This is a genomic window from Prauserella alba (assembly GCF_024171735.1).
Lineage (GTDB): Bacteria > Actinomycetota > Actinomycetes > Mycobacteriales > Pseudonocardiaceae > Prauserella > Prauserella alba.
This window is the reverse complement of sequence record NZ_JAMTCH010000004.1, coordinates 1,343,557-1,359,580: the sequence shown is the minus strand read 5'-3', so window position 1 is coordinate 1,359,580 and position 16,024 is coordinate 1,343,557. Positions and strand designations below refer to the sequence as shown.

Here is a 16,024-nt window from a genome sequence, read left to right as displayed (position 1 = left end):
ACCGGACCCCGTTCCGGCGAACCGCAGCCAGGCCGTAGACTGGTAACCGGACCCCCGCGGCGTCCACCCTGTGAACCTCCCCAGGGCCGGAAGGCAGCAAGGATAAGCAGGCTCTGACGGGTGCGGGGGTCCCCTTTTTGTATGCGGGTGGCGAACCGTCAGCCGCATGTCCTGCACCCAGCACCGCGTGTCCTGCGAAGTGCTCGTCCGGGTGTCGGTGCGGGCCGGTACGCTCGCTGCCGTGGCTCTCGCGCTGTACCGCAAGTACCGGCCCTCGACCTTTGCCGAGGTCGTGGGGCAGGAACACGTCACCGAGCCGCTCCGCACCGCGCTGGCGGCCGGACGCATCAATCACGCCTACCTGTTCTCCGGGCCCCGCGGTTGTGGCAAGACGTCGAGTGCCCGCATCATGGCGCGCTCGCTCAACTGCGAAAGCGGGCCCACGTCCGACCCGTGCGGCGAATGCGGCCCGTGTAAAGCGCTTGCGCCGGAAGGCCCCGGCAGCGTCGACGTCACCGAACTCGACGCAGCCAGCCACGGCGGCGTCGACGACGCCCGCGAGCTCCGGGACCGTGCCTTCTACGCACCCGCCGAGTCGCGCTACCGCGTGTTCATCATCGACGAGGCCCACATGGTCACGACGCAGGGCTTCAACGCCCTGCTGAAGATCGTCGAAGAGCCACCAGAGCACCTGATCTTCATCTTCGCGACCACCGAGCCGGACAAGGTTCTGACGACCATCCGCTCGCGCACGCACCACTATCCGTTCCGGCTCATCCCGCCGACCGCCATGCGCGAGCTGCTCGAACGGAACGTCGCCGCCGAGGGCATCAACGTCGAGCCGGCCGTGTATCCACTGGTCGTCCGCGCCGGCGGCGGATCCGCCCGGGACACCCAGTCGGTGCTCGACCAGCTTCTCGCCGGTGCGGGTCCCGACGGCATCAGCTACGACCGGGCCGCCGCGCTGCTCGGCGTCACGGACGCGGCGCTCATCGACGCCATGGTCGACGCGCTCGCCCGCGAGGACCACCAAGAGGTCTACGGCACCATCGACCGGTTGGCCGAAGCAGGCCACGATCCGCGCCGGTTCGCCAGCGACCTGCTCGACCGTTTCCGCGACCTGATCCTCCTGCGTTCCGTGCCGGACGCTGCGTCGAACGGCATGGTCGCCGCGCCGGAGGAAGAGCTCAGCCGGATGTCGGCGCAGGCCGAACGCGTCGAGCCCGGCACGCTCACCCGCTACGCCGAACTGCTGCACAACGGGCTGCGGGAGATGCGCGGGGCCACCGCGCCCAGGTTGCTGCTCGAGTTGCTGGCCGCGCGCATGCTCCTGCCCGAGGTCGCAGCCGACGGAGGCGCGACGTTGCAGCGCCTCGAACGCCTCGAACGTCGGATGACGGCAGGCGGCGGGGCTGCGGCCGCCACGGAGGCGGTACCGGAGCGGACGTTCGAACGGCCCTCGCAGCGCGCACCGCAGGCCGACCCCGGGGCACCGGCCCAGACCGGTACACAGGTCGCGGCCCCGGCCCGGGCGACCGCCGAGCATGCGTCCGCGACCGCGTCGTCGCCGGGGCCGGAGCAGCGGGCCGACTCGGCGGGCTCCTCCGCCCAGGCCGCTGCTCAGGCACCGGCTGCGCACGCGGAACCGGCTGCGCACGCGGAACCGGCCGAACCGGCGGCACCACAGCAACCGGCCCAACCGGCGGCGCAGGCCCCGCCGACGGCGCAGGCCCAACCGACGGCGCAACAGCAACCGGCGCGATCCGAACCGGTGGCGCAGCCCGCGGCTCCGGCACAGCCGGAATCGGCTGGGCAGGACGCCGCGGCGGAACAGCCCGGCCAGATCGACGCAGCCGCGTTGCGCCAGTACTGGCCACAACTGCTGTCGACCGTGCGTAAGGCCAGCCGCAGCACGGAGGCGATGCTCACCAACGCCACGGTGCACAGTGTCGAGGCAAACGGCGTCACACTCACTCACACGGCGGAGCCGTTGGCGCGGCGACTGTCGGAACCGCGCAACGCCGACTGCATCGCCGCGGCCCTCGGTGAACTGCTGGGCGGCCGGTGGCAGGTGCGCTGTGTGCACGCGGGAGCAGCCGGTCCTCCGCCTGCGCAGTCGGCTCCGTCCGCGCAGGCGTCCTCCGCGGGTCCGGCGCACGGTTCGACGCAGAGCGCGCCGGCTCAGGGAACACCCGTGCAGGGGGCGCCCGCGCAGGGGGCACCTGCTCAGGGCGGGCCGGCGAGGCAGGAGGCTCGGCCGGCAGGCGGTGAGCCGTCCCCGGACGCGTCGACGGGCGCTTCGGACACGACCGGCGACCCGTCTCCCGGCGCTGTGACCACCGGAAACGCCCGGACCGCACCGTCCGGGGCCGCGGCGCAGGCCGAAGCAGCCGAACCCGCGACCCGGGAGCGTCCGCCGCAGCCCGACGGAGCCTCGGCGGGTGCCGGGCCGAAGGTGACCACGGCCGAGCCGGACATCCCGCTGCCTCCGGAGCCGGACGACGACGAGTACGGCGCTCCGGAGCCGCCGCCGAACCCCGAGCCCGCCCGGTCCGATCGGTCGCAGGCGTCCGCCGGTAACGGTGCCGTGCAGGCCGGGGTGGCTGCCGCCGATTCGGGTGACCCGGAGGACGTCGCCCAGCGGCTCCTGACGGACCACCTCGGCGCCCGCCCCATCGACTGACACTCCGGTGCTCAGTGCTCCGGTGCTCGGCCCTCCGGTGCCCGGTGCCGGCTGCGGCGGGCGATTTCAGCGGTCGAGGTAGCGCAGCACTCCGCGGGTGATCGCGGCGGCGTACCGCTGGTGGCCTTCGGCGGTCGACATCGCCGCCGCCTCGTCGGGGTTGCGCATGTTGCCGCATTCGACGAGCACCGCGGGGACCGTCGAGAGGTTGAGTCCGGCGAGGTCGGCGCGTCCGTCGAGCCCGTCGGCCGAGGCGATGTAGTCCGCCTTCGGCAGGCCGGTGGCTGCCATCCCCGCCACCATGGCGCGTGCCAGTCCGGGTGCCGCGGTGCGCTGGGCGTCGTTCAGCGGCGGGTCGGAGTAGATGACGTGAAACCCGCTCGCGTCGGTCGCGGACCCGTCGGCGTGGATCGACACGACGGCGTCGGCGTGGTTGCGGTTGCCGATCGCGGCCCGTTCGTCGACGCACGGGCCGACACCGTCGTCGGCGGAGCGGGTGAGCACGACGTGGACCCCGCGGTCGGTGAGTTGCCTGCGCACCTGCTGGGCGACGGCGAAGTTGAAGGCGTGCTCGGGGTAGCCGTCGGCGGCACTCGTGCCCGTCGAGTTGCACTGTTTGCGCGCCCCTCGGCCGTTCGGCACCTCGCGTTCGATCCGGTCGAGGTTCGCCGCGTTGGCTCCGTTGTGCCCCGGGTCGAGGACGACGACGTCGCCCCGCGGCTCCCCGCCGGAATCCCGGCCGGGCCGCGGACGTGACTCTCGGTTCGGCTCCCGGTTCGGCTCCTGCCGGTGCAGTTCACCGGTGTGCGGCACCACCGTGCCGGGCACCCACTCCTGGGCGGCCGAACGCTGGGTCGCCGCCCGCTGATCACCCACCTGGCCGCTGGACACGGGTTCGGCCGCCGAACAGCTCGTCAACAGCATGCCGAGACCGATCGCCGCGGCGATGCCACGTGCCGGCGTGGCGGCGAACCTGCCCCCCGAACTTCGCACGGTGTCCACGGTGCCACAGGTGAGGCGACTAGGCTGGCCGGTACAGCCAGCTCAAGCGAGAGATCGGATCGACCATCATGGCGCAGCCCGGCGGCGGAATGCCCGACATGCAGCAGATCATGCAGCAGGCGCAGCAGATGCAGCAGCAGATGCTCGAGGCGCAGGAGGAGATGGCCAACGCCGAGGTCACCGGAACCGCAGGCGGCGGCAAGGTGACCGCCACGGTCAGTGGCGAGCTCCAGCTGAAGAAGCTCGACATCGACCCGGGGATCGTCGACCCCGAGGACGTCGAGACGCTGTCCGACCTGGTGGTGGCTGCCGTCCGCGATGCGACGGGCAATGCGCAGCAGCTGCAGCAGGAGAAGCTCGGCTCCATCACGGGTGGCCTCGGCGGCGGTGAAGGCCTGCCCGGTATGGGCAACCTCGGCCTCCCCGGGATGTAAGCGTGTACGAAGGTGTCGTTCAGGACCTGATCGACGAGCTCGGCAGGCTGCCCGGCGTCGGTCCGAAGAGCGCGCAGCGGATCGCGTTCCATCTGCTCGCGTCGGATCCGCAGGACATCGCGCGGCTGCGCGAGGTGCTCGGCAAGGTCGCCGAGGGCGTGCGGTTCTGCGAGATCTGCGGCAACGTCTCCGAGGGCGAGCGGTGCCGGATCTGCAACGATCTGCGCCGTGACGCGACGTCGGTCTGTGTCGTCGAGGAGCCGAAGGACGTCCTGGCCGTCGAGCGGACGCGCGAGTTCCGCGGCCGTTACCACGTGCTCGGGGGCGCGCTCGACCCGTTGTCCGGTGTCGGGCCCGATCAGCTGCGTATCAAGGATCTGCTCACGCGCATCGGGTCGGAGGAGATCACCGAGGTCATCATCGCGACCGACCCGAACACGGAAGGTGAGGCCACGGCGACCTACCTGGTCCGGATGCTGCGTGACTTCCCGGGACTGACGGTCACCCGGCTGGCGTCCGGGCTGCCGATGGGCGGCGACCTCGAGTTCGCCGACGAGTTGACGCTCGGCCGCGCGCTGTCGGGCCGCCGCGCGCTGTGACCCGCCGTGGCGCGCGGTTGCGGCACGGCACGTGACGTCGTCGACCACGTGAGCGGCTCGGTCGGCGTGGTCGACCCGGCCCGTGACCTCGCCGACCGGGTGCTCGCTGCGCCGCCACGGCTCGGGGTGGTGCGGCTTGTCGTGATCGACGGGCCGTCGGGTGCGGGGAAGTCGCACCTGGCCGCCCGGGTCGTCGACGTGCTCCGCGGCCGCGGGGCCGATCCTGCGCTGGTGAGCACCGACGACTTCGCGACGTGGGACGACCCGGTGTCGTGGTGGCCGCGGCTGAGTGCGGGGGTTCTCGAACCGCTCGCCGCGGGCAGGCCCGGCCGGTACCGGCGTACCGAGTGGACCGAGGCCGGGGAGCCGGTTGCCGGTGGATACGTGGCTGTCCCGGTGCCGGGCGTGCTCGTACTGGAAGGCGTGTCGTCGGGCCGCCGGTCGGTGCGCGGTTGGGTGTCGGTGCTGTGCTGGTTGGACCACGCGGACCGGGCCACCCGGTTGGCTCGCGCGGTGGCGCGGGACGGTGAGTGGTCCAGACCGCAGCTGGAGCGGTGGCAGCGCTTCGAGGCCGGGTGGTTCGCGGTGGACGAACCCCGCCATGCGGCCGACGTGGCCTATTCCTCCGAACGGTCTAATCCAGTCGTCCGAGACGACTGAAACCCGCCTTCTTCGCGCACTATCCGTGTCCGAATTCGTGAATTAGTCGCCGTAAACGACTGTCAAGTAGCCCGATCGTAACCTCAAGTACTTAAGGAACCGGCAACGAGCCGCTAAGGTCTGCCCCCATCTGCGCCCACCTGGGCGTAACCCGACTGACCTTTCTCAAGGGGTGCGAACATGCTCCACTCACGGGTGAACCGCACGCGCCGCCTCGCCCTGATCGGGCTGGCGGGCGCGCTTGCGTTGTCCGCTTGTGCCTCGGAACGTGGCGAGGACGCCGGTGCCGCGAACACACTGGTGTTCGGTGCCGCCGGTGCGCCGAAGAACTTCGACCCGGTGTTCAACGACGACGGCGAAAGCTTCCGGCCGATCCGGCAGATGTACGAGACGCTCGTCGCGTACAAGCCCGGCACCGCCGAACTCCAGCCGGGTCTGGCCACCGAGTGGACCCCGAGCGACGACGGCAAGACGTGGACGTTCGAGCTCCGCGAAGGAGTCAAGTTCCACGACGGCACCGACTTCAACGCCGAAGCGGTCTGTTTCAACTTCGACCGCTGGTACAACATGCCGAGCGCCGCCGCGCAGAGCCAGATGATCTACTACGGCGACGTGTTCGAAGGCTTCGCGAAGAACAAGGGCGACGCCTCGGGCGACCCGGTGTACAAGTCCTGCGAGGCCAAGGACGAGCACACCGCGGTGCTGAACCTCAACGAGGCCAAGGGTGCGTTCCCCGACGCGTTCGGCCTGACGTCGCTGTCCATGTCGAGCCCGAAGGCGCTGAAGGAGCACAACGCCGACGAGGTCACGCAGAGCGGCGAGTCGTTCAGCTACCCGGCCTACGCCAACGAACACCCGACGGGCACCGGGCCGTTCAAGTTCGAGTCCTACGACAAGTCGGCGAACACGATCACGCTGACCCGCAACGAGGATTACTGGGGTGACAAGGCGAAGCTCGAGAAGCTCGTCTTCCGTGTCATCCCGGACGAGAACGCCCGTAAGCAGGACATGATCTCCGGGCAGATCGACGGCTACGACCTGCCGAACCCGGCCGACTATCAGGCGCTGCGTGATTCGGGCGCCCAGGTGATGGTCCGCCCGACGTTCAACATCCTCTATCTGGGTATCAACCAGAAGAACACGCCGGAATTGAAGGACGAGCGCGTCCGCAAGGCGATCGAGTACGCGATCAACAAGGAACAGCTGGCGAAGAACCAGCTTCCCGAGGGCGCGTCCGCGCGGTACCAATTCGTGCCGGAGGAGACCGACGGCTACACCGACGAGGTCGAGAAGCACGAGTACGACGTCGACAAGGCGAAGCAGCTGCTCAAGGAGGCGGGCGCCGAGGACCTGACGCTCGAGTTCTACGTGCCCACCGAGGTCAGCCGCCCGTACATGCCGGACCCCGTGGACATCGCGGGCGCCGTCTCGGACAACCTCGACGCGGTGGGCATCGACGTCAAGATGCGGCAGCGGCCCTGGAACGGCGGTTTCAAGGACGACATCCAGAAGCACGGTAAGCACGACATCCACCTGCTCGGCTGGACCGGTGACTACGGCGACGCGGGCAACTTCGTCGGCACGTTCTTCGGCCGCGAGAAGGCGGAGTTCGGTTTCAACGAGCCGAAGATCTTCAAGGCGCTCGCCGACGCCGACGCGAAGGTCGACGACGAGGAGCAGAAGAAGGCCTACGAGGACGCCGCGGTCAAGATCTCCGAGTACGTGCCCGCCGTTCCGTTGACGTCGTCGCCCCCGGCGATCGTCGTGGGCGGGGACGTCCAGGGGCTCGTTCCGAGCCCGCTGACCGACGAACGGTTCGTCTCGGTTTCCAAGGGCCAGAGCTGACGCTCTGCTCGACATCCCACCGGGAGGCAGTGCCTGCGTGCGCGCCGCGTGCGTGAGCGCTGCCTCCCGGCTTCATGGGGCAAAGGCACCTATTCATGCTCAGGTTCACGGTGCGTCGGCTGCTACAGGCTGTTCCGACGCTGTTCGTACTGTCCATTTTGGTTTTCGCGTGGCTCCGGATGCTGCCGGGCGGGCCTGCCACGGCTCTGCTGGGAGACAAGGCCACCCCGGAGCGGGTCGCGGCGATGAACGCGGTGCTGGGACTGGACGATCCGATCGTCGTCCAGTACTTCCGCTTCCTCGGCCGCACGCTCACCGGTGACTTCGGAAACTCGCTGATCACCGGTGACCCGGTGATGGAGGAGGTCAGCTGGGCGTTTCCGGCCACGCTGGAGCTGTCCGTCGCGGCGATGTTCCTGGCGGTGCTGTTCGGCATCCCGATGGGCTACATCGCGGCGCGGTTCCGCGGCAGGTTCCTCGACAACGCCACGGTCATCACGACGCTCGTCGGCGTCGCGGTGCCGGTGTTCTTCCTCGGGTTCCTGCTCAAGTACATCTTCACGCAGGAGATGTCGCTGCTGCCGCCGTCCGGCAGACACGACGTGCTCATCGACGCCACCCGCGTCACCGGTATCGCGACATTGGACGGACTGCTGACGGGTGAGTTCGACGCCACGTGGGACGCGATGCTGCATCTCATTCTTCCCTCGGTGGCGCTGGCGAGCATTCCGTTCGCGGTGATCGTGCGGATCACACGCGCCTCGGTGCTGGACGTGCAGGGTGAGGACTTCGTCAGGACGGCCGACTCGAAGGGCCTGACGACGCAGATCGTGCGCAAACGCCACGTGCTGCGGAACGCCCTGCTGCCCGTGTCGACCACGATCGGCCTGCAGACCGGCCTGCTCATGTCGGGTGCGGTGCTGACCGAGAAGGTGTTCGCCTGGGGCGGGCTCGGCACCCTGCTCGAACAGGCGATCCAGCAACGTGACTATCCGCGGCTGCAGGGGCTCATCCTGCTGTTCGCCGTGGTCTTCGTGCTGGTCAACCTGCTGGTCGACATTTCGTACGCAATCATCGACCCGAGGGTGCGTGTGCGATGAGCATTCTTTCCACGCGGAAGGCCGAGAAGATCGACTCGCTGGCCGAGGGTGGAACCAGCCTCGCCATGGACGCGCTCCGCCGGACGTTCCGCAGTCCGGTCGCGATTCTCGGTCTGGTCATCGTCGGCCTGTTCGTCATCCTGGCGATCATCTCGCCGTTCATCGCGCCCAAGGACCCGTACCGGCCGTATCCGGAGTTGAAGGCCGAACTGACGCCGTCGAACATCCCGGGTCCGATGCCCGGCTTCCTGCTCGGCAGCGATCAGAACGGATACGACTTCTTCTCCCGGCTGCTCGTCGGCGCGCAGCAGACCCTGTTCGTGGGTGTGTTCGCAACGCTGATCGGCGTGGCCGTCGGCATGATCATCGGCGGACTCGCGGGCGCGTTCGGCGGCTGGGTCGACAGTGTCCTGATGCGACTGACCGACATCATGTTGTCGATCCCCTCGCTGCTGCTCGCGATCTCGATCGCGGCGTTGCTGCCGGGCAGTCAGTGGACGGTGATCATCGCTGTGGCGATGATCGGCGTCCCGGTGTTCGCGCGATTACTGCGGGGCGCGATGATCGCCCAACGGTCGAGCGACCACGTCCTCGCGGCGACGGCGCTCGGCGTCAAACGGAAGACGATCGTGTTCCGGCACATGCTGCCGAACTCGATCGGCCCGGTGATCGTGCAGGCGACGCTCACGCTCGCCACCGCGATCATCGACGCGGCGGCGTTGTCGTTCCTCGGCCTCGGTGACTCCGACTGGCGGCGTGCGGAGTGGGGTCTGATGCTCGGCAACGCGCAGGAACTGCTCAGTGTGAAACCGTCGCTGGCGTTCTTCCCCGCCATCGCGATCATCATCGTTGCGCTCGGCTTCACACTGCTCGGCGAGTCGATGCGGGAATCGCTCGACCCGAAGAACAGGCGGTAACTCACGTGGCACTACTGGACGTACGCGACCTGAGTGTCGTGTTCAAACGCAAGGGAACCCGCCCGTTCACCGCGGTCGACGGCGTCAGTTTCTCGGTCGAACCGGGGCAGACGGTCGGCCTCGTCGGGGAATCGGGCAGCGGCAAGTCGGTGACGTCGCTGGCGATCATGGGACTGCTGCCCAAGCGGGGAGCGGAGATCGGTGGCTCGGTGACGTTCTCCGACACCGAGCTGCTCACGCTCTCCGACAAGCAGCTGCGCGACCGCCGCGGCCGGGACCTGGGCATGGTGTTCCAGGACCCGCTGTCGTCGCTGAACCCGGTGATCACCATCGGGTTGCAGATCACCGAGGTGCTCGAACGCCACCGTGGGATGACCCGGAAGGAGGCGCGGGTCGAGGCTGCGGAGCTGCTCGACCGGGTCGGGCTGCCCGATCCGCAGCGGCGCATCGACGAGTACCCGCACCAGCTGTCCGGCGGGATGCGCCAGCGTGTGCTCATCGCTATCGCGCTGGCGTGCAGGCCGAAACTGCTGATCGCCGACGAACCGACGACCGCGCTGGACGTGACGATCCAGGCGCAGATCCTGTCACTGCTGTCGGAGCTGGTGTCCGAAACGGACACGGCGCTGATCATGATCACGCACGATCTCGGTGTCGTTGCGGGACTCTGCGACGACGTCAACGTCATGTACGGCGGCCGCATCGTGGAGCGGGCGCAGCGGCACGACCTGTTCGAGCGGTCACGGCACCCCTACACGCACGGGTTGCTGCAGTCGATCCCCCGGCTCAACGCACCGCGGGGCGAACCGTTGACGCCGATCCGCGGCTCGGTTTCGGACAACATCGAATGGGAGCAGGGCTGCGCGTTCGCACCGCGATGTCCGAACGCGACGGACGTGTGCTGGAGCGAGCCGCCCGAGCTGAAAGCCGACGACGGCAGGATGCTGCGCTGTCACAACCCCGTCGCCATCGGCGATGCCGTAACGGAGGGAGCGCTGTGACCGACGAAACCGCCACGACGACGGACGTCACCGGCACCGGGTCGGCGGCCACCGACATGGACGTCGCAGGTGCCGACGTGACCGGAACGGACGTCGCCGGCGCGGCCGGAACCGGCGGCGGCAGGTCCGCCGACGGTGACGGTGCCGCGGGGGCCGACGACGTGCTCGTCACCGTCGAGGGGCTCGAGGTGCATTTCCCGATCAAACGGGGAATCGTGCTGGAACGCACCGTCGGTTACGTGTACGCGGTCGACGGAATCGATCTGACGATCCGGCGCGGCGAGACTTACGGTCTGGTCGGCGAATCCGGCTGTGGCAAGACGACGATGGGCCGCGGCCTGCTGCGGCTCGTCGAGCCCACCGGTGGCCGTGTCGTGTTCGACGACACCGACGTGTCGACACTCAAGGGCGAGACGCTCCGCAAGTCGCGCCGCCGCATGCAGATGATCTTCCAGGATCCGCTGTCCAGTCTGGACCCACGGCAGTCCGTCGAGTCGATCCTGGTCGAGGGGATGCGCGCGCACGGGCTCGACTCCGGCAAGGAGTCGACCCGGGCACGGCTCGTGGAGCTCCTCGACTCCGTCGGTCTCCCGGAGAGCGCGCTGCACAAGTATCCGCACGAGTTCTCGGGCGGCCAGCGGCAGCGGATCGGCATCGCGCGGGCGCTGGCCGTGGAACCGGACCTGATCGTGGCCGACGAGCCGGTGTCCGCGCTGGACGTCTCGGTGCAGGCGCAGGTGCTGAACCTGCTGGAGGAGCTGCAACAGCGACTCGGGCTGACGTATCTGGTGATCGCTCACGACCTGGCCGTGGTGCGGCACATCTCCGACCGGATCGGCGTGATGTACCTCGGGTCGCTCGTCGAGGAGGCGAGTTCCGACGAGATGTACGCCGAGCCGATGCATCCCTACACCAAGGCGCTGCTGTCGGCCGTTCCGGTGCCGGATCCGACGGTGGAGGACGAGCGGGAGCAGATCCTGCTGACCGGTGATCTCCCGTCGCCCGCGAATCCGCCGACGGGCTGCCGATTCCACACGCGCTGCCCGTGGAAACAGGACACGCTGTGCGACACGGATCGGCCGGAGCTGCGCGAGGTCGGCGACGGCCACCGCGTAGCCTGCCACTACGCCGAGGACATCGCGGCCGGCAGGATCACGCGACACGAGGTGGAACCCGAACTCGTCCACCCCGACACCTGACCGGGTTGCGCCCCCAGGACGCCCCCAGGGGCACCTTGGGGGCGTTCAACGCCCCAATTGTTCCCCTCGCGTTCTCCTCGGACGGGAAGGTTGCGAAGGGAGGATTCGGGGTGGGACCTGCAGGAGCGTGAGGGATCCGACGTGCTCTCGGATACCGGCCGGGCCCACACCGTCGCCGATGAAGCTGTCCAGGTCGGGGAGCGTCGGCAGCGGGTCCACGAAACCCGAAACGAGCACGAGGGTCCCCAGGTGCCACGGCGCTGTGAGTGACGCGAGGTGCCGCAGGACGGTGATGCAGCCGAGGCTGTGGGCGACCACGATCGACTCCCGCCCCGGAGCCTCGACCCGTGCGCTGCGTCATTACGAGGACCGCGAGTACTCCTTGCGTAACGCGACGCCAACGGATACCGGATCTACTCCGAGGCCGACGTCCCTCGGGTCTTCCAGATCAAGGCCTTGATCGCTACCGGGCTGACCACGAGCACCATCCGGCGGTATGTCGACTGCGCAAGGACCGGGGAGCACGGTACGAGGCTGGACATGTGTCCCGACCTTCGCGCGGAGATCGACGCCATCTCGGTCCGGCTCGTTCGGCAACAGGCCGAACTCGAACAGACGCGTCACCGGCTGTGCTCGATCGTGTCCGACGCCTGACGATCCTCGACCCGATCCTGGGCGACGTCGGGTGGGAGTAGCCGGTTTCGGCGGCGGGCGAGACGTGCCGTGGTGGAGCCGAGGAACACGCCCGCCACGACGACGGCTGCCGCCGCGATCTCGACCGGCGTCGGCCGCTCGTCGAGCAGTACGAACGACAACGTCATTCCGACCACCGGCACGAGCAGCGAGAACGGTGCGACCGAGCTGGCCGGGTTGCGGCGCATGAGCGTCGTCCAGATGCCGGACCCGAGGATGGTGCCGAGCAGCACGACGTAGCCGAGTCCGGCCAGTGCGAGCCACGCCTCGTCCAGGGTCGCCAGCGACAGCCACTGGCGCTCGGGTCCCTCGAACACCAGCGACAACGCGAACATGGGCAGTGGCGGCACGACGCTCATCCACAGCGTGAAGTGCAACGGGTTGTCCGGCTTCGCCTGCCTGGAACACAGGTTTCCCGCGGCCCAGCTCAGCCCTCCCAGCAACGTCAGGATCACCGGCAGCAGTGCGGCGTACTCGGCGCGCTGCCACGCGATGGCCGTCATGCCGACGACGGCCATCGCGATGCCTGCCAGCTGTCGGCGCGACAGTCGTTCCCGCAGCACCACCGCACCGAGCAGTACCGTGAACGGCGCCGACGACTGCAACACCAGTGAGGCGAGGCCCGTGGGCATACCCGTGTACATGCCCACGAACAGGAACGCGAACTGGAACGTGCCGAATCCGAGTCCGTAGCCGATCAGCCAACGTGCCTTCACTCGGGGACGTGGGATCAGCAGCATCGTGGGGACGGCGATGACGAGGAACCGGATCGCGCCCGCGAACAGCGGCGGGAAGTGGGTCAGCACCGCGTGGATCGCCAGGAAGTTGCAGCCCCAGATGACGGCGACGAACGCGGCGAGCAGTCGGTCTCTCAGCGCCATGACCCCAGCCTGGAGCCGCCGGACTCTGTAGTCCAGCGAGAATATTTGCAGGAAGTGTGTAGCTGTGCTTCAATACGCACCGTGGACGTCGGCAAACTGAGGACGCTGCGCGAGTTCGCCGACCGGGGCAGCGTGTCGGAGGCGGCGAAAGCGCTGAGCTGCACTCCGTCGGCGGTGTCGCAACAGCTGCGCGCGCTGCAGGCCGAGGTCGGACTCGTGCTCACCGAGCCGGACGGCCGCGGACTGCGCCTCACCGACGCCGGAACCGCGCTCGTCGCGCGGGCCGACGACGTGCTCGGCGCGATCGACCGCGCCGAAGCCGAACTCGACACGTTCCGCAGTACTCCACGCGGGCGCGTGCGGCTGGCCGTGTTCCCTTCGGCGGCCCTCGTGCTGCTTCCCGGGCTGTTGGGGCAGGTCGACGCCGTCGAAGGGCTCGAGCTGGACGTCCGCGATGTCGACATGACGCCACCGGAAGTGCCCGGGCTCATGGCCGACTTCGACATCGTGGTGATGCACCGTGACGAGTACGCCCCGCCCGTCGCCTCCGAACGCCTGGAGGTGCTGCCACTGCTGCGGGAACCCCTGGACGTGGCGCTGCCCCCGGAGCACCCGCTGGCAGGTGCCGACCGCGTCGAGCTGGCCGATCTTGCCACCGAGCCCTGGATCAGCGTCGACGTCGGGTTCCCCGTCGACGACCTGCTGGTGTCACTGGCCACGCGGACCGGTGTCCGGCCACGAGTGGTGCAGCGGATCAACGACTTCCGGATCATCGAATCGCTCGTCGCCGCGGGCCACGGCATCGCGCTGCTGCCGCGGTACACAGTGGACACGGCGAAGGTGCGGCGGAAACCGCTCGCCGGCATCAAGGCCGCTCGGCACGTCGAGGCCGTGATCCGCCCCGGTGCCCCCGATCGGCGTCCCGCGGTGCGCGCGGTCCTCGATGCGATCCGCGCCGAGGCCGCCCAGTTCGGCGAACCCGGCGCGTGAGGCGTCCCCGAATCCGCAACACGGTCCCTGGGACGCAGCCGCGCGGCAGCGCGTCGATGAGGGGTGGGGGTCGGGCGACGGGTGGGCGCAACACGGCGATGCGGGGTGGGGCGTGCCCACCCCGCATCGCCGACTGCTCAGTGGTGCGAACCCTCGGTGGGTGCGCGCGGGCCTCAGCGGTGTGCGCGGTTGATCGCCGAGACGACGGCGCGCAGTGAGGACGTGACGATCGACGGGTCGATGCCGACGCCCCAGTAGACGCCGTCCCCGATGCCGCATTCGATGTACGAGGCGGCGCGCGAATCGTCACCCGGCGACATCGTGTGCTCGCTGTAGTCCATCAGCCGCACGTCGTAGCCCACCGTGGCCAGGCCGTCGAAGAACGCGGCGATCGGCCCGTTGCCGCGGCCGCTGACCTCCCGCTCGTCGCCGTCGACGAGCACGGTCGCGGTCACCTCGTAGCCGTCCGAGGTCGCCGACACCTGCGCGTGCTCGAGCTTCAGCGGCGCGGTGGTCTCCAGGTACTCGCGGGAGAACGCCGTCCACATCGTGTCCGGGTCGACCTCGCCGCCCTCCGAGTCGGTGTAGTGCTGCACGACCTGGGAGAACTCCACCTGCAGGCGGCGCGGCAGGTCGAGCTGGTGCTCGCTCTTCATGATGTAGGCGATGCCGCCCTTGCCGGACTGCGAGTTGACGCGGATGACCGCCTCGTAGGTGCGGCCGACATCCTTCGGGTCGATCGGCAGGTACGGCACTTCCCACGGGAACTCGTCGACCGGGGTGCCCGCCTTCTCGGCTGCGTCCTCCAGCGCGGCGAAACCCTTGTTGATCGCGTCCTGGTGGCTGCCGGAGAACGCGGTGAACACCAGGTCGCCGCCCCACGGGCTGCGCTCGGCCACGGGCAGCTGGTTGCAGTACTCGACTGTCCGCTTGATCTCGTCCATGTCGGAGAAGTCGATCTGCGGGTCGACGCCCTGGCTGAACAGGTTCATACCCAGCGCGACGAGGTCGACGTTGCCGGTGCGCTCCCCGTTGCCGAACAGGCAGCCCTCGATGCGGTCGGCGCCGGCCTGGTAGCCGAGCTCAGCGGCCGCGATGCCGGTGCCGCGGTCGTTGTGCGGGTGCAGCGACAGGATGATCGAGTCCCGGTTGTCGAGGTTGCGGCTCATCCATTCGATCGAGTCGGCGTAGACGTTGGGTGTCGCCATCTCGACGGTCGCGGGCAGGTTCATGATCGCAGGCCGCTCCGGCGTGGGCTGCCAGATGTCGGCGACGGCGTTGCACACCTCGGCCGCGTACGACAGCTCCGTGCCGGTGTACGACTCGGGCGAGTACTGGAAGCGGAACTCGGTGTCGGAGTACTTGTTCGCGTACTCGGCGGCCAGCTCCGCGCCCTGGAGCGCGATCTTCTTGATGCCCTCGCGCTCCTCGCGGAACACGACGCGGCGCTGCAGGATGGACGTCGAGTTGTAGACATGCACGATCGCGCGCGGTGCGCCTTCGAGGGCCTGGAACGTGCGCTCGATCAGCTCGGGGCGGCACTGCGTCAGGACCTGGATGTGGACGTCGTCGGGGATCGCGCCGTCGGTGATGATCTCGCGGACGAAGTCGAAGTCGGTCTGGCTGGCCGCGGGGAAGCCGACCTCGATCTCCTTGTAACCCATCCGCACGAGCAGGTCGAAGAACTTGCGCTTGCGGGCGGGCGACATCGGGTCGATCAGCGCCTGGTTGCCGTCGCGCAGGTCGACCGCGCACCACAGCGGGGCGCGGTCGATGCGGTTGTCGGGCCAGGTGCGGTCGGGCAGCCGGATGTCCTCGACCAGCCGGTGCCACGGCTCGTAACGGTGGTACGGCATGGATGAGCCGCGCTGGAAGTTCCACACCGGCTGGTCGGCGGGCGCCGGACGCGACGGTTTACGGATGCGACTGTTGGAAGAAGGTACTTCGGAGATTCCGCTCTCGGGCGTACTCATGGTGCTGAATGCTCCTGCTCGCTGCTGAAGGGGCCTCGGTCCTCAGA

The 16,024-nt window shown here is 69.0% G+C and carries 13 protein-coding genes, 1 other RNA gene and 2 pseudogenes; 12 read left to right on the top strand and 4 right to left on the bottom strand.

Annotated elements, in window-relative coordinates:
• The first annotated feature begins 45 nt into the window (after nucleotides 1-45).
• Both ffs and LY12_RS15085 read left to right on the top strand, forming a co-directional pair.
• Nucleotides 46-138: signal recognition particle sRNA small type (gene ffs, locus LY12_RS15090), an RNA gene on the top strand.
• A 103-nt stretch (nucleotides 139-241) separates the two neighbouring features.
• Nucleotides 242-2,683 carry a DNA polymerase III subunit gamma and tau gene (locus tag LY12_RS15085; RefSeq protein ID WP_253857445.1) on the top strand — a complete coding sequence of 814 codons (2,442 nt, stop codon included), beginning with the start codon at nucleotides 242-244 and terminating at the stop codon, nucleotides 2,681-2,683.
• Nucleotides 2,684-2,749: 66 nt separating this feature from the next.
• On the opposite strand, the gene LY12_RS15080 is transcribed toward LY12_RS15085, so the two are convergent.
• Nucleotides 2,750-3,676, bottom strand: a complete 927-nt coding sequence (locus LY12_RS15080; protein WP_253857074.1) for an N-acetylmuramoyl-L-alanine amidase — start codon at nucleotides 3,674-3,676, stop codon at nucleotides 2,750-2,752.
• Between the two features lie 77 nt (nucleotides 3,677-3,753).
• Between LY12_RS15080 and LY12_RS15075 the strand changes: the two genes are divergently transcribed.
• From LY12_RS15075 to LY12_RS15040, 8 genes are all read left to right on the top strand, one after another.
• On the top strand, nucleotides 3,754-4,119 hold the full coding sequence (locus LY12_RS15075; protein WP_253857072.1) for a YbaB/EbfC family nucleoid-associated protein: 366 nt from the start codon (nucleotides 3,754-3,756) through the stop codon (nucleotides 4,117-4,119).
• Between the two features lie 2 nt (nucleotides 4,120-4,121).
• Nucleotides 4,122-4,718 (top strand): recombination mediator RecR, encoded by a 597-nt coding sequence (gene recR / locus LY12_RS15070; protein ID WP_253857070.1) that lies wholly within the window; start codon nucleotides 4,122-4,124, stop codon nucleotides 4,716-4,718.
• A gap of 48 nt (nucleotides 4,719-4,766) precedes the next feature.
• Nucleotides 4,767-5,378, top strand: coding sequence for a uridine kinase family protein (locus LY12_RS15065; protein ID WP_253857069.1), 612 nt, complete (start codon nucleotides 4,767-4,769; stop codon nucleotides 5,376-5,378).
• A 180-nt stretch (nucleotides 5,379-5,558) separates the two neighbouring features.
• Entirely contained in the window at nucleotides 5,559-7,223 is a 1,665-nt protein-coding gene (locus tag LY12_RS15060) for an ABC transporter substrate-binding protein (RefSeq protein ID WP_253857067.1), read from the top strand.
• Between the two features lie 95 nt (nucleotides 7,224-7,318).
• On the top strand, nucleotides 7,319-8,323 hold the full coding sequence (locus tag LY12_RS15055) for an ABC transporter permease (protein ID WP_253857065.1): 1,005 nt from the start codon (nucleotides 7,319-7,321) through the stop codon (nucleotides 8,321-8,323).
• A complete protein-coding gene (locus LY12_RS15050) occupies nucleotides 8,320-9,240 on the top strand; it encodes an ABC transporter permease (protein WP_253857063.1) in 921 nt (306 codons plus the stop codon). The genes LY12_RS15055 and LY12_RS15050 overlap by 4 nt, the downstream gene beginning before the upstream one ends.
• Before the next feature lie 5 nt (nucleotides 9,241-9,245).
• Nucleotides 9,246-10,241: an ABC transporter ATP-binding protein gene (locus LY12_RS15045; protein ID WP_253857062.1), complete on the top strand. Its 996-nt coding sequence runs from the start codon at nucleotides 9,246-9,248 to the stop codon at nucleotides 10,239-10,241.
• Nucleotides 10,238-11,440 (top strand): ABC transporter ATP-binding protein, encoded by a 1,203-nt coding sequence (locus tag LY12_RS15040; protein ID WP_253857060.1) that lies wholly within the window; start codon nucleotides 10,238-10,240, stop codon nucleotides 11,438-11,440. Before LY12_RS15045 ends, LY12_RS15040 begins: the two co-directional genes overlap by 4 nt.
• Nucleotides 11,441-11,485: 45 nt before the next feature.
• On the opposite strand, the pseudogene LY12_RS26270 reads toward LY12_RS15040, so the two are convergent.
• Nucleotides 11,486-11,773: pseudogene (locus tag LY12_RS26270) on the bottom strand (hypothetical protein); the annotation flags it as partial.
• Between the two features lie 72 nt (nucleotides 11,774-11,845).
• On the opposite strand from LY12_RS26270, the pseudogene LY12_RS26265 reads away from it, so the two are divergent.
• A pseudogene (locus tag LY12_RS26265) lies at nucleotides 11,846-12,094 on the top strand (MerR family transcriptional regulator); the annotation flags it as partial.
• Here LY12_RS26265 and LY12_RS15035 read toward each other — a convergent pair.
• Entirely contained in the window at nucleotides 12,061-13,014 is a 954-nt protein-coding gene (locus LY12_RS15035; RefSeq protein WP_253857058.1) for an EamA family transporter, read from the bottom strand. The pseudogene LY12_RS26265 and the gene LY12_RS15035 sit on opposite strands and share 34 nt — an antisense overlap.
• 81 nt (nucleotides 13,015-13,095) lie before the next feature.
• Here LY12_RS15035 and LY12_RS15030 point away from each other — a divergent pair, with 81 nt between their 5' ends.
• The gene (locus tag LY12_RS15030; RefSeq protein WP_253857056.1) at nucleotides 13,096-14,004 is read left to right on the top strand and encodes a LysR family transcriptional regulator; all 909 of its coding nucleotides are present in this window, start codon (nucleotides 13,096-13,098) and stop codon (nucleotides 14,002-14,004) included.
• A gap of 173 nt (nucleotides 14,005-14,177) precedes the next feature.
• On the opposite strand, the gene leuA is transcribed toward LY12_RS15030, so the two are convergent.
• Nucleotides 14,178-15,977: a 2-isopropylmalate synthase gene (leuA, locus tag LY12_RS15025; RefSeq protein WP_253857053.1), complete on the bottom strand. Its 1,800-nt coding sequence runs from the start codon at nucleotides 15,975-15,977 to the stop codon at nucleotides 14,178-14,180.
• Between the last annotated feature and the right edge of the window lie 47 nt (nucleotides 15,978-16,024).

Bases quoted from the DNA above. Each gene is read 5' to 3' on its own strand.
- LY12_RS15075 (WP_253857072.1), top strand. From the start codon at position 3,754: ATGGCGCAGCCCGGCGGCGGAATGCCCGACATGCAGCAGATCATGCAG.
- LY12_RS15060 (WP_253857067.1), top strand. From the start codon at position 5,559: ATGCTCCACTCACGGGTGAACCGCACGCGCCGCCTCGCCCTGATCGGG.
- LY12_RS15055 (WP_253857065.1), top strand. From the start codon at position 7,319: ATGCTCAGGTTCACGGTGCGTCGGCTGCTACAGGCTGTTCCGACGCTG.
- LY12_RS15050 (WP_253857063.1), top strand. From the start codon at position 8,320: ATGAGCATTCTTTCCACGCGGAAGGCCGAGAAGATCGACTCGCTGGCC.
- LY12_RS15035 (WP_253857058.1), bottom strand. From the start codon at position 13,014: ATGGCGCTGAGAGACCGACTGCTCGCCGCGTTCGTCGCCGTCATCTGG.
- leuA (WP_253857053.1), bottom strand. From the start codon at position 15,977: ATGAGTACGCCCGAGAGCGGAATCTCCGAAGTACCTTCTTCCAACAGT.